Below are 13,058 nucleotides of genomic sequence, written 5' to 3' on the forward strand. Positions count from 1 at the left end.
CGCAGCGGGCAGGGCGCGCGCAATCTATTGTCCTGGCGGGCATTATAACGGACGGACTTGGGCACACCAGCCCGACGTGTTACCCGGATTTGTGGCTTAAGGTATTTGGCTCAGTGTGTTACCATGTCGCGCTGTTTAAGCCAAAGAACAACTAATTAGGGATTAAGGCTTTCTATGAGCGATCTGGCCAGAGAGATCACGCCGGTCAACATCGAAGAAGAGCTCAAGAGTTCCTATCTGGATTACGCCATGAGCGTGATCGTAGGACGAGCTCTGCCGGATGTGCGTGATGGCTTGAAACCGGTTCACCGCCGCGTTCTGTTTGCTATGAACGAGTTGGGGAACGACTGGAACAAGCCCTATAAAAAATCGGCCCGTGTGGTCGGTGACGTAATCGGTAAATATCACCCGCACGGCGATATTGCTGTGTATGACACCATTGTCCGGATGGCGCAGGATTTCTCCATGCGTTACATGCTGGTCGATGGACAGGGCAACTTCGGCTCGGTCGATGGCGACAACGCTGCGGCCATGCGTTACACCGAAGTGCGGATGGCGCGCATCTCCCACGAGTTGCTGGCCGATCTGGACAAAGAGACCGTGGACTGGGTGCCGAACTACGACGGCACCGAGATGATCCCGGCTGTCATGCCCACCAAGGTACCCACCCTGTTGATCAACGGTTCCTCCGGTATCGCGGTGGGCATGGCGACCAACATTCCTCCTCATAACCTCACCGAGATAGTCAACGGCTGTCTGGCGTTGATCGAGAATGGCGCCCTCACCATTGACGAGCTGATGACCTATGTCACCGGCCCGGATTTCCCCACCGGCGGCATCATCAACGGGCGCTCCGGCATAGTGCAGGCCTACCGGACCGGTCGCGGCTCCGTCTATGTGCGGGCCAAGGCTGAGGTGGAAGTGGACGAGAAGAGCGGTCGCGAGACCATCATCGTTCACGAGATCCCCTATCAGGTGAACAAGGCGCGGCTGATCGAGAAGATCGCCGAGCTGGTCAAAGAGAAGAAGGTCGAGGGCATCAGTGCCCTGCGCGATGAGTCTGATAAAGACGGCATGCGCATCGTTATCGAGATCAAGCGCGGCGAGTCCGGCGAGATTGTGTTGAACAATCTCTACAAGCACACCCAGATGCAGACCACGTTCGGCATCAACATGGTGGCGCTCGATAACAACCAGCCCAAGGTGATGAACCTCAAAGAGATCCTGGATGCCTTCCTGCTGCACCGCCGCGAGGTGGTGACCCGCCGGACCGTGTTCGAGCTGCGCAAGGCGCGGGATCGGGCGCACATCCTGGAAGGTCTGGCGGTGGCGCTGGCCAACATCGACCCCATCATCGAGCTCATTCGCCACAGTGCGACCCCGGCGGATGCGAAAGCGGGCCTGGTTGCCAAGGGCTGGGAACTCGGCAACGTGGCCGCCATGCTGGAGAAAGCGGGCGACGACGCGGCACGGCCGGAGTGGCTGGAGCCGGAGTTCGGCATCCGTGAAGGGCAGTACTTCCTGACCGAGATCCAGGCCCAGGCGATCCTTGACCTGCGTCTGCACAAGCTGACCGGCCTCGAGCACGAGAAGATCCTGGAAGAGTACCAATCTCTGCTGGATCTCATCGCCGAGCTGCTGTTCATCCTGGCAAGCCCGGAACGCCTGATGGAAGTGATCCGCGATGAACTGCTGGCCGTGCGCGAGCAGTATGGCGACGAGCGTCGCACCGAGATCAGCATGTCCAGTGCCGAGATCAACATCGAAGATCTGATCACCCCGGAAGACGTGGTCGTCACCCTGTCTCACCAGGGCTATGTGAAGTATCAGCCGCTCTCCGACTACGAGGCCCAGCGCCGCGGTGGTCGTGGCAAGTCGGCCACCCGGATCAAGGAAGAGGACTTTGTGGAGCGTCTGCTGGTGGCCAACACCCACGACACCATTCTGTGCTTCTCCACCCGTGGCAAGGTCTACTGGCTCAAGGTCTATCAGCTGCCGGAAGCGTCCCGTGGCGCCCGTGGTCGTCCCATCATCAACCTGCTGCCGCTGGACGAGGGTGAGCGCATCACCGCCATCCTGCCGGTGAAGGAGTATGATGCCGAGAAGTATGTCTTCTTCGCCACCGCCAACGGTACCGTGAAGAAGACCAGCCTGTCCGACTTCAGCCGTCCGCTCTCCTCCGGTATTCGCGCCATCAACCTCAAGGAGGGTGATGAGTTGATCGGGGTGGACATCACCGACGGCAGCAACGAGATCATGCTCTTCTCCGATGCGGGCAAGGTGGTTCGCTTCAATGAAGGTAGCGGCCGCGCCGATGCAGCCGATGCGGATGCCAGCGATGACGTCGAGACCGACGACGACGCCGGCAACGACGAGGATGGCAGCGATAACGGCGAAGGCACTGAAGGCACCGAGAACAAGGGTACCTTCAAGGGCGTGCGTCCCATGGGTCGTACCGCCGCCGGTGTGCGCGGCATCAAGCTGGGCGCCGGTGACAAGGTGGTTTCCCTCATCGTGCCGCGCGGTGAAGGTGCCATCCTCACCGCCACCGAGAACGGTTACGGCAAGCGCACCGCACTGGACGAGTACCCGACCAAGAGCCGTGGTACCCAGGGCGTTCGCTCCATCAAGGTGGACGAGCGCAACGGCAAGGTGATCGATGCGATCCAGGTCGAGGATACCGACCAGATCATGCTGATCACCAACGGCGGCACCCTGGTGCGTACCCGTGTTGCCGAGGTGAGCGTCATCGGCCGTAACACCGGCGGTGTCCGTCTGATCCGTACCGGTGAAGACGAGACCGTGGTCGGCCTGCAGCGCATTGCCGAGAGCGACGAGGAAGAGAACGACGCTCTGGTCGCCGAGGGCATGGCCATCGACGGCGAGCAGGCGGAAGGTGCAGAAACTGCGCCAGACGCCGGTGCTGCCGACGATGCAGGCTCCAGCGAAGCGGGTGCGGCTGACGACGAATAATCGTTACCTGCCTCGATAAAAAAGAGCGGCCCCCGGGTCGCTCTTTTTATTTCTTCTGCCTTCACTCCCTCCTGCGGCGCTCGGTCATCCGAAACTGCCTGCGTTCATCTCCTGTGCTGGCGCCGGATTTTCCCGCTCCGGGCTCTCTTGCTCATTCAATCCTTCATCCTTGCGTCATCTGGCTGTCATCCCGGCGGGACAGACTGCGGCTGTTCAGGTGGGACAAGGGCACGATCATGCCCGAGCCCGGCGTTGGCAATATCATCCAGAAGGAGCAGGGTATGACCAGTTGGATCATGTGGGAGATCTGGTGGAGCCGGATGTGGGGAGAGGATGCCAGGGCATTGTCACATGACGAGCAGGAGGAGGTGGCTTATGAGCCCTCGCGCCTGCCGGCGGAGCTGATCGCGCAGGGCAAGCCGATGCCCCCCCATCCGCCGAGGCCCAGGGGCTGAGCCGCGATAGCCGCAGTCATCAGAACAGGCGCAGCTGCTCGTTGGGGCGAATGAAGGCAGAGGTGTTGAGCGCGATATGGCGCTTGCCCAGTTGCAGCCGCTTGCTGATGAGCCGAAAGCGCTGGGCGAGCAAGTCGGCGAATTGCCCCTCTCCGCGCATACGAGTCCCGAAGGCGGGGCTGTTGAGCGCCCCCCCTCTGCTTGCCCGCAACTGGTTCAGGATGGCCTCCTTCTGGCCGGGGTAGTGCTCTTCCAGCCAGTCGCAAAACAGGGTGGTCAGCTCGTGGGGCAGTCTCAGCAGGATATAGTCGGCGCAGCCGGCGCCTGCCTCCACGGCGCCCTTGATGATCTGCTCCAGCTCGGGCTCGTTGAGCCGCGGGATCATGGGGGCCGCCAGCACTCCCACAGGTACCCCGGCCTGTGCCAGCTTCCCGATGACCTTGAGCCGACCCGCTCCCGTGCTGGCGCGGGGCTCCAGCTGTCGCCTCAGTGTCTCGTTCAGGGTGGTGACCGACACCATCACCTGGCAGAGCCCCTCCCGGGCCAGCTCGGTCAGCAGATCGAGATCGCGCAATATCATGGCGCTCTTGGTGATGATCCCCACCGGATGGCGATGGGCCAGCATCACCTCCAGCAGCTCGCGAGTGAGGCGATAGTGGTGCTCTATGGGCTGGTAGGGATCGGTATTGGCCCCGAGCACTATGGTCTGCGGCTGATAGCCTGGCTTGGCAAACTCCCGGCGCAGCAGAGCGGCGGCATTGAGCTTGGCAAACAGCCGGGTCTCGAAATCCAGGCCGGGGGAGAGCTCCAGGTAGGCGTGGCTGGGTCTGGCATAGCAGTAGATGCAGCCATGCTCGCACCCCTGATAGGGATTGATGGAGCGGCCGAAGGGGACGTCCGGCGAGAGGTTGTGGCTGATGATGCTCTTGGCCTGGATCTCCCGCACCTCGGTTCGGGGCTGGGACGCACGAAATGCCGCCTCCCATTCCACGGCCTGCCAGCCATCGTCGACGGCATCGATCTGCGGGCCGCTGAAACGGTGCTCGATATTGTGGGTGCTGCCTCGTCCTGCCATCTCATCACACTATATACTGTTTATACATACAGTCATTCTGCTCGGGATAGTGCCAAACATCAAGTCCGGCCACTCTTCCCTTATTTCACTCGGCCAAAGAACGGGATCTCCTGCTTGATCTGTCGCTACATTTCGTTTACATAGACAAAATGCGAACTGGATCACGGAAATCATCATGAGTCCCACCACTTACCGCTGGCTGTTTATCGGCGTCATTGCCCTGGTCGCCTGGCGTCTGATCCCGCTCTCCACCGAGCAGGAGCTGGCCGCGGCCAACCGCGCCTGGCGGGTGGGCCACTTCGAGCAGGCGACCGGTATCTGGCAACCGCTGGCCGAGCAGGGCCAACCCAGGGCGCAGGCCCTGATGGGGTGGAGCCATGAGCTGGGGCAGGGAAGCGAGCAGGATCTGGCGCAGGCCATCCGCCTCTATCGCCAGTCCGCCGAGGCGGGGGATGCGTTTGGCCAGTACCGGCTGGCGGAGCTCTATCTGCGCGGGGTAGGGGTGCCACGGGATCTGCGTATCGCCTTTCACTGGATGGAGCGGGCGGCCCGCAACGGGGACGTGCCCGCCATGCTCAAGGTGGGGGTGCTGCATCTGATGGGGGCCAACGGTCGGGTCGACATGGCCGAGGCCAAGCAGTGGCTCTATCAGGCCTCGCAAAAAGGCAACAAGCTGGCGTTGACGGTATTGCAGGAGCTGGCGCTGGCCGAGGAGGGTCGCAGCGCCTTCGATTTCAACGGCCAGTCACTGCTGGGGGAGGGTTAGCCCCTCAGCGGCTGGCGGTGATCTTGCCCGGTGTCACGTCGGTGACGTAGAGGGTGCTGCGATCGGCGCTGTGCACTATGCTGCATACCTCGCGCTTGCTGCCATCGCTCAGGATCACCAGCTCCCCGAGATGAACGGGGCAGTGTGTCGTCAACAGGTGATCCGGGTGGACAATCTTCTCCGCATGCTCCGGAAACGAAATGTCATAGGTGTACATCATGCTCTCCTCATTTAGGCAGACGCCTCACTGGAAACCTAGCACAGAGAGGGCGCGGGGGGACCCGTATCGCATATGCGTCGTCCCGATTGCCTCTGTGACGCCAGGCAAATCAACTGATGACGGCGCACCTCGCTTTCCCCTTCATGGTATACAAAATCGGCAAGGCAACTTGTCTGGGTCGTGACGTCTGATACAATCCTCCGCTGTACCTGTCAATTGATGGCCTTGCGCACCCAAGAGGGTGTGTACCACTGCTGTGTAGCAACCGTATTGTGAACGGTGAAACTCAGGGGTGAACTGCTTGAAATGAAAGGTTTTCTCCAATCTGCATGTGCCCTTTGGTAGGGGGCACCACTGTATAAGGAAACACCTAATGCCAATCATTACTCTGCCTGACGGCAGCCAACGTCAATTTCCCCACGCCGTTTCCGTCATGGACGTCGCCGCCGACATAGGTCCCGGTCTCGCCAAGGCGTGCATTGCCGGCCGGGTGAACGGTGAACTGGTGGATGCGTGCGAGCTGATCGAAGCCGATGCCTCCCTGGCCATCATCACCGCCAAAGACGAAGACGGTCTGGACATTCTACGCCACTCCTGCGCCCACCTGCTGGGTCATGCCATCAAGCAACTCTGGCCCCAGACCAAGATGGCCATAGGTCCTGTCATCGACAACGGTTTCTACTACGACGTCGATCTCGACCGCACCCTGACCGATGAAGATCTGGCTGCCCTGGAAGAGCGCATGCTGGCGCTGGCCGCCAAGGATTACGACGTCGTCAAGAAGAAGGTCTCCTGGCAGGAGGCGCGCGACGTGTTCGAGGCCCGCGGCGAGACCTACAAGGTCGAAATCCTGGATCAGAACATCGCCCGCGATGATCAGCCCGGTCTCTATCATCACGAAGAGTACGTCGACATGTGTCGCGGCCCCCACGTGCCCAACATGCGTCACTGCCACCACTTCAAGTTGCAGAAGATGTCAGGCGCTTACTGGCGTGGCGACTCCAACAACAAGATGCTGCAGCGCATCTACGGCACCGCCTGGGCCGACAAGAAGCAGCTCAAGGCCTACCTGCAGCGTCTCGAGGAGGCCGCCAAGCGCGACCACCGCAAGATAGGCAAGCAGCTCGACCTGTACCACATGCAGGAAGAGGCTCCCGGCATGGTGTTCTGGCATAACGATGGCTGGACCATCTTCCGTGAGCTGGAAACCTTCATCCGCGGCAAGCTCAAGGAGTACGACTATCAGGAGGTGAAAGGCCCCTTCATGATGGATCGCGTGCTGTGGGAGCGCTCCGGCCACTGGGAGAAATACGCCCAGGCCATGTTCACCACCCAGTCCGAGAACCGCGAGTACGCCATCAAGCCGATGAACTGCCCGGGTCACGTGCAGATCTTCAACCAGGGTCTGAAGTCCTACCGGGACCTGCCCCTGCGCATGGCCGAGTTCGGCTCCTGCCACCGCAACGAGCCTTCAGGCTCCCTGCACGGTCTGATGCGGGTGCGTGGCTTCACCCAGGATGACGCTCACATCTTCTGTACCGAAGATCAGATCATGGAAGAGGTCTCGGCCTGCATTCGCATGGTCTATGACGTCTACGGCACCTTTGGCTTCGAAAACATCGTGGTCAAGCTCTCCACCCGTCCCGAGCAGCGCATCGGTTCCGATGAAGCCTGGGATCGCGCGGAAGCCGCCCTGGCGGAAGCCCTGGTGCTCAATGGCCTGAAGTACGATCTGCAGCCGGGGGAGGGTGCTTTCTACGGTCCCAAGATCGAATTCACCCTGCACGATTGCCTTGATCGTGCGTGGCAGTGTGGTACCGTGCAGCTCGATTTTGCCTTGCCGGGTCGTCTTGGCGCCACTTATGTGGGCGAAGACAACGAACGTCACGTCCCCGTGATGATCCACCGGGCCATTCTCGGGTCCCTCGAGCGTTTCATCGGTATCCTGACCGAAGAGTACGCCGGACTGTTCCCGACCTGGCTGGCACCGACTCAGGCCGTGGTCATGAATATCACGGATAATCAGGCCGATTATGCGGTGAAAGTTGCCAAGGCATTGAATGATGCGGGCCTTCGCGCAAAAGCGGACTTGAGAAATGAGAAGATTGGCTTTAAAATCCGCGAGCATACTTTGAAGCGAGTGCCTTTCATGCTGGTCTGCGGCGATAAAGAAGTAGAAGCCGGCAAGATTGCAGTACGGACTCGTAAAGGGGCTGACCTGGGTTCTTATCCTGTTGAAGAGCTGATAGCTCTGTTAACCCAGGAAGTTCAGACCCGCGGACAAAAGAAAGTGGAGGAATAAGCTATAAAAGGCGGAAAAAAACTGGGCAAGCAACCGCAAGCCCGCGCTCACCGGATCAATGAAGAGATCCGTCTGAAAGAAGTTCGTCTGACTGGTTTGGACGGTGAGGCCATTGGTATCACCACCATCCAGGATGCCCTGAACTTGGCCCTTGAAGCCGGAGTGGATCTGGTCGAGATCAGTCCTAACGCTGAGCCGCCCGTTTGCCGAATCATGGATTACGGCAAATTCCTCTACGAAAAGAGCAAGACCACCAAAGAACAGAAGAAAAAGCAGAAAGTCGTCCAGGTGAAGGAAATCAAATTCCGTCCTGGCACTGACGAAGGCGACTATCAGGTAAAACTACGCAACCTGGTTCGCTTTCTGGAAGACGGGGACAAGGCGAAGGTCACCCTGCGCTTCCGTGGTCGTGAAATGGCCCACCAGGATCTTGGTATCAAGGTTCTGGAGCGAGTCAAGAACGATCTGGAAGAGTTGGCCGTAGTCGAGTCGTTCCCGAAAGTCGAAGGCCGTCAAGCTGTGATGGTCCTCGCACCTAAGAAGAAATCTTAAGGCCCACAAGAAATTGACTCATGGGGCTCGCCCCATGAGTTGGTTCGCCTTGCGATTTTGTTGTCACTCACAATGCGGAGTATGAAATGCCGAAGATGAAAACCAACCGGGGTGCTGCAAAGCGCTTCAAGAAGACTGGCTCAGGTCGCTTCAAGTGCAAGCACAACCACCTGCGTCACATCCTGACCAAGAAGAGCAGTAAGCGTAAGCGTAAGCTGGGGCCGAAGTTCATGGTTTCTGCTGCCGACCACAAACGTGTTGTCGCTTGTCTGCCGTACGCATAAGGGGGATGTGAAAAATGCCAAGAGTTAAACGTGGTGTGACTGCTCGCGCTCGTCACAAGAAAGTAATGAAAGCCGCCAAGGGTTACTACGGCGCCCGTTCCCGTGTCTACCGCGTAGCGGTACAAGCGGTAACCAAAGCTGGTCAGTATGCCTACCGTGACCGTCGCCAGAAGAAGCGTCAGTTCCGTCAGCTGTGGATTGCGCGTATCAACGCTGCAGCCCGTCAGAACGGTCTGTCCTACAGCCGTCTGATCGACGGTCTGAAGAAGGCTTCCATCGAGATCGATCGCAAGATCCTGTCCGATATCGCCGTTCACGACAAGCTGGCTTTCACCGCCCTGGTTGAAAAGGCCAAAGCAGCTCTGGTTTAATCCGGTTCTGTTATGAAAGATAAAAGGAGGCTCAGGCCTCCTTTTTTGTTGCCCGTTTTTTGCTTTCAGTGTGTTGTGCCGTACAGCGCCATCCGCCCTGGTGGCCGACGCGAAAATGTCTGATATGCCAACAAACAAAGCTCGATCATCAAAAATTGAAGCGAGCGGGGGAGGGCTTGAGACTCGCTTGATATAACAAAATGATTTATAGGGAGAAAAGCCCGCCATAACTATGGTCAGCGAAGGGGCTTTTTTTGTATTATTCCCCTCTTGACCTTATTTAGCCTAAAGGCTCCTGTTTCGGGAGTGGTGACGAGGAAGACATGCAACAGCTTGAAGAAGTAGTCGGCCAGGCCAAGGCCGAAATTGAGGGCGTAAGCGACATCGCCGCCCTCGACGAAATCCGGGTCAAATATCTGGGTAAAAAGGGCTTTTTTACCGAGCAGATGAAGGGCCTGGGCGCCCTTTCGCCTGAGGAGCGTCCCGCCGCAGGCGCGGTGATCAACCAGGCCAAGCAGCTGGTTCAGGATGCCTTGAACGCGCGTCGTGAAGCCCTCGAAGTTGCCGTGCTGAACCAGAAGCTGGCGGCCGAGACCATCGACATCAGCCTGCCGGGTCGTCGTATCGAGAACGGTGGCCTGCACCCGGTGACCCGCACCATTGAACGCATCGAGCGCCTGTTTGGCGAGATGGGTTTCAAGGTCGAGCGCGGTCCCGAGATTGAAGATGGCTTCCACAACTTCGATGCGCTGAACATTCCGGCTCACCACCCGGCGCGTACCGATCACGATACCTTCTACTTCAATCCCGATCTGATGCTGCGTACCCACACCTCGGGCGTGCAGATCCGCACCATGGAACATCAGCAGCCGCCTATTCGCATCATAGCGCCGGGTCGCGTCTATCGTAACGACTACGACATGACCCACACCCCCATGTTCCACCAGGTCGAAGGCCTGCTGGTGGACGAGCATGCCAGCTTCACCGAGCTCAAGGGGATACTGCACGACTTCCTGCGCAACTACTTCGAGGAAGATCTCACCATTCGCTTCCGCCCCTCCTACTTCCCGTTCACCGAGCCAAGCGCCGAAGTGGACGTGATGGGCAAGAACGGCAAGTGGCTGGAAGTGCTGGGCTGCGGCATGGTGCACCCGAACGTGCTGCGTTCGGTCGGCATCGATCCGGAAAAATACTCCGGCTTTGCCTTCGGCATGGGCGTTGAGCGCCTGACCATGCTGCGTTACGGGGTCAACGACCTGCGTGCCTTCTTCGAAAACGATCTGCGCTTCCTCAAGCAGTTCAAGTAAGGGCGAGAGAACATGAAATTCAGTAAATCCTGGGTGATGGAGTGGGTCCGCACCGAGTTGAGTGACAACGCACTGGCCGAGCAGATCACTATGGCCGGTCTGGAAGTGGACGCCGTGGAAGCGGTAGCCGGCCAGTTCAACAATGTGGTCGTGGGTGAAGTGGTCGAGTGCGCCCAGCACCCGGACGCCGACAAGCTGCGGGTGACCAAGGTCAACGTGGGCGAGGCCGAGCTGCTGGACATCGTCTGCGGCGCGCCGAACTGCCGTCAGGGCTTGAAAGTGTGTGTGGCCAAGGTGGGGGCGACCCTGCCGGGTGATTTCACCATCAAGAAAGCCAAGCTGCGCGGCCAGCCGTCCCACGGCATGCTCTGCTCCTTCAGCGAGCTGGGGATCGACGTCGAAGCCGATGGCATCATAGAGCTGCCGGCCGATGCCCCCATCGGCACCGACATTCGCGACTACCTCAACCTCAATGACGTCGCCATCGACGTGGATCTGACCCCGAACCGTGCCGATTGCCTCGGTATCGCGGGTCTGGCCCGCGAGATCGGCGTGCTCAACAGCGTCGACGTGGTCGAGCCGAGCTGGACGCCTGCCGCCGCCACCATTGACGCCAGCTTCCCGATCCGGGTCGAGGCGCCCGCCGATTGCCCCCGTTATCTGGGTCGCGTCATCAAGGGGCTGAACCTGCGCGCTCAGAGCCCGCTTTGGATGCAGGAGAAGCTGCGCCGTGGCGGCATCCGCTCCATCGACGCCATCGTCGACATCACCAACTTCCTGCTGCTGGAATACGGTCAGCCGATGCACGCCTTCGATCTGGCCAAGCTGGAAGGGGAGCTGGTGGTGCGCCGCGCCCGTAGCGATGAGCCGATGACCCTGCTCGACGGTACCGAGGTGAAGCTCAAAGACAACACCCTGGTGATTGCCGATGCCAAAGGCCCTGCCTGCATGGCCGGTATCTTCGGCGGCGATCGCACCGGTGTGTCCGAGACCACCACCGACATCCTGCTGGAGTGCGCCTTCTTCGCGCCGCTCTCCATCACTGGCCGTGCACGTGCCTACGGCCTGCACACCGACTCTTCCCACCGCTTCGAGCGCGGGGTCGATCCCGAGCTGCAAGCCAAGGTGATGGACAGAGCCACCCGTTTGCTGCTGGACATTTGTGGCGGAGAGTGCGGCGGTGAAGCAGGCCCCGTCATCGAGGTCAAATCCGATGCCCATCTGCCCAAGGCTGCCCCCATCCGCTTGCGTCGTGCCAAACTCGACAAGGTGATCGGCATCAGCGTGGCCGACGCCCAGGTGCTCGAGATCCTGACCCGCCTCGGCATGCAGGTGACCGTGGACGCCGACGGCTGGACCGCGCTGGCCCCCTCCTGGCGTTTCGATATCGCCATCGAGGAGGACCTCATCGAGGAAGTGGCCCGCATCTACGGCTACAACAACATCCCGAACCTGAAACCCGCCGCCTCCCTGGCGATGGTGGAGCAGGCCGAAGGCCAGGTGACCCTGAAGCGGGTGCGTGACCTGCTGGTCGACAGAGGTTTCCAGGAGGCGATCACCTACAGCTTCGTGGATCCCAAGGCCCAGCAGATCCTGTTCCCCCAGAGCGATGCCATAGTTCTGCCAAACCCCATCTCGGTCGAGATGTCCGCCATGCGTGTCTCCCTGTTCCCGGGTCTGGTGCAGGCTGTGGTCTACAACCAGAACCGTCAGCAGGGCCGTGTGCGTCTGTTCGAGCAGGGCCTACGTTTCATCAAGGACGCGAGCGCCGAGAACGGCATCCGTCAGGAGCCCATGCTGGCCGGCATCATCACCGGCAACCAGAGCGACGAGCACTGGGACGTCAAGAGCCGTGGCAGCGACTTCTTTGATCTGAAAGGGGATCTGGAAGCCGTGCTGGATCTCACCGCCGAAGGGGCCACCTTCAGCTTCGAGCGTACCGAGCACAGCGCCCTGCACCCGGGCCAGAGCGCCGCCATCCTGCGCAATGGCGCCGTCATCGGCCACATCGGGGTGATCCACCCGAGCCTCGAGAAGAAGCTGGGTCTCAAGAGCCGTGCCGTGATGTTCGAGCTGGAACTGGACAAGCTGACCCCTGCCAAGGTGCCGGTTGCGGCCGAAGTTTCCCGCTTCCCGGCCAACCGCCGTGACATCGCCGTGGTGGTCGACGTTGCGGTTCTGGCCGGTGACGTCCTGGCAGTAATTAAAAAAGTTGGCGGAAATCAGTTAGTTGGAATAAACTTGTTCGACGTATACCAGGGTGCTGGTATGGCAGAGGACAAGAAGAGCCTGGCCATCAGTCTAGTGTTGCAAGACACCCAGCGCACCCTGGAGGAGAAAGAGATTGCCGAGACCGTAGACAATGTCGTGCGGGCCCTTGGTGAAGAGTTGAATGCATCCTTGAGGGATTGATCTATGGCGCTTACCAAAGCCGACATTGCAGAGCACCTGTTCACCCAGCTCGGGATGAGCAAGCGTGAAGCCAAAGACATGGTGGAAGCCTTCTTTGAGGAAATCAGACAGGCGCTCGAGCGCGGTGAACAAGTCAAGATTTCAGGCTTCGGTAACTTTGATCTTCGTGAGAAGAACCAGCGTCCCGGACGTAACCCCAAGACGGGCGAGGATATTCCCATCAGCGCCCGTCGTGTGGTGACCTTCCGGCCTGGCCAGAAGCTCAAGGCCAGGGTAGAAAATGTTGAACCCAATGAGTAAAGAAAAGCCAGGCAAATGCCTGGCTTTTGCGTTTCGATGAT

The 13,058-nt window shown here is 59.7% G+C and carries 12 protein-coding genes; 10 read left to right on the forward strand and 2 right to left on the reverse strand.

Annotated elements, in window-relative coordinates; translation table 11 throughout:
- Positions 1-174 precede the first annotated feature (174 nt).
- On the forward strand, positions 175-2,973 hold the full coding sequence (gyrA, locus tag AC1IN8_RS00280) for a DNA topoisomerase (ATP-hydrolyzing) subunit A (protein ID WP_202043640.1): 2,799 nt from the start codon (positions 175-177) through the stop codon (positions 2,971-2,973).
- A 281-nt stretch (positions 2,974-3,254) separates the two neighbouring features.
- Positions 3,255-3,428: a hypothetical protein gene (locus AC1IN8_RS00285; RefSeq protein WP_162852222.1), complete on the forward strand. Its 174-nt coding sequence runs from the start codon at positions 3,255-3,257 to the stop codon at positions 3,426-3,428.
- Between the two features lie 19 nt (positions 3,429-3,447).
- Here the strand turns inward: AC1IN8_RS00285 and AC1IN8_RS00290 are convergent, their stop codons facing one another.
- Complete coding sequence (locus AC1IN8_RS00290) at positions 3,448-4,503, reverse strand: PA0069 family radical SAM protein (RefSeq protein ID WP_479757668.1); 1,056 nt, start codon at positions 4,501-4,503, stop codon at positions 3,448-3,450.
- A 175-nt stretch (positions 4,504-4,678) separates the two neighbouring features.
- Between AC1IN8_RS00290 and AC1IN8_RS00295 the strand changes: the two genes are divergently transcribed.
- Positions 4,679-5,269, forward strand: a complete 591-nt coding sequence (locus tag AC1IN8_RS00295) for a tetratricopeptide repeat protein (protein WP_202043643.1) — start codon at positions 4,679-4,681, stop codon at positions 5,267-5,269.
- A 4-nt stretch (positions 5,270-5,273) separates the two neighbouring features.
- Here AC1IN8_RS00295 and AC1IN8_RS00300 read toward each other — a convergent pair whose 3' ends face one another.
- On the reverse strand, positions 5,274-5,489 hold the full coding sequence (locus tag AC1IN8_RS00300) for a hypothetical protein (RefSeq protein WP_139434406.1): 216 nt from the start codon (positions 5,487-5,489) through the stop codon (positions 5,274-5,276).
- A 373-nt stretch (positions 5,490-5,862) separates the two neighbouring features.
- On the opposite strand from AC1IN8_RS00300, the gene thrS reads away from it, so the two are divergent.
- The 7 genes from thrS to ihfA all read left to right on the forward strand — a co-directional run bounded on the left by thrS (position 5,863) and on the right by ihfA (position 13,017).
- The gene (gene thrS / locus AC1IN8_RS00305; protein ID WP_043131783.1) at positions 5,863-7,791 is read left to right on the forward strand and encodes a threonine--tRNA ligase; all 1,929 of its coding nucleotides are present in this window, start codon (positions 5,863-5,865) and stop codon (positions 7,789-7,791) included.
- Positions 7,792-7,812: 21 nt separating this feature from the next.
- Entirely contained in the window at positions 7,813-8,343 is a 531-nt protein-coding gene (gene infC / locus AC1IN8_RS00310) for a translation initiation factor IF-3 (RefSeq protein ID WP_205597183.1), read from the forward strand.
- An 86-nt stretch (positions 8,344-8,429) separates the two neighbouring features.
- Complete coding sequence (gene rpmI, locus AC1IN8_RS00315) at positions 8,430-8,627, forward strand: 50S ribosomal protein L35 (RefSeq protein WP_005315535.1); 198 nt, start codon at positions 8,430-8,432, stop codon at positions 8,625-8,627.
- A gap of 14 nt (positions 8,628-8,641) precedes the next feature.
- The gene (gene rplT, locus AC1IN8_RS00320; protein ID WP_010674800.1) at positions 8,642-8,998 is read left to right on the forward strand and encodes a 50S ribosomal protein L20; all 357 of its coding nucleotides are present in this window, start codon (positions 8,642-8,644) and stop codon (positions 8,996-8,998) included.
- 323 nt (positions 8,999-9,321) lie between these two features.
- Positions 9,322-10,305: a phenylalanine--tRNA ligase subunit alpha gene (pheS, locus tag AC1IN8_RS00325; RefSeq protein ID WP_139434408.1), complete on the forward strand. Its 984-nt coding sequence runs from the start codon at positions 9,322-9,324 to the stop codon at positions 10,303-10,305.
- A gap of 12 nt (positions 10,306-10,317) precedes the next feature.
- On the forward strand, positions 10,318-12,717 hold the full coding sequence (pheT, locus tag AC1IN8_RS00330) for a phenylalanine--tRNA ligase subunit beta (protein ID WP_479757669.1): 2,400 nt from the start codon (positions 10,318-10,320) through the stop codon (positions 12,715-12,717).
- A 3-nt stretch (positions 12,718-12,720) separates the two neighbouring features.
- Positions 12,721-13,017: an integration host factor subunit alpha gene (gene ihfA, locus AC1IN8_RS00335; RefSeq protein ID WP_005300715.1), complete on the forward strand. Its 297-nt coding sequence runs from the start codon at positions 12,721-12,723 to the stop codon at positions 13,015-13,017.
- Positions 13,018-13,058 lie beyond the last annotated feature (41 nt).

It is taken from the genome of Aeromonas sp. 130281, assembly GCF_056642115.1.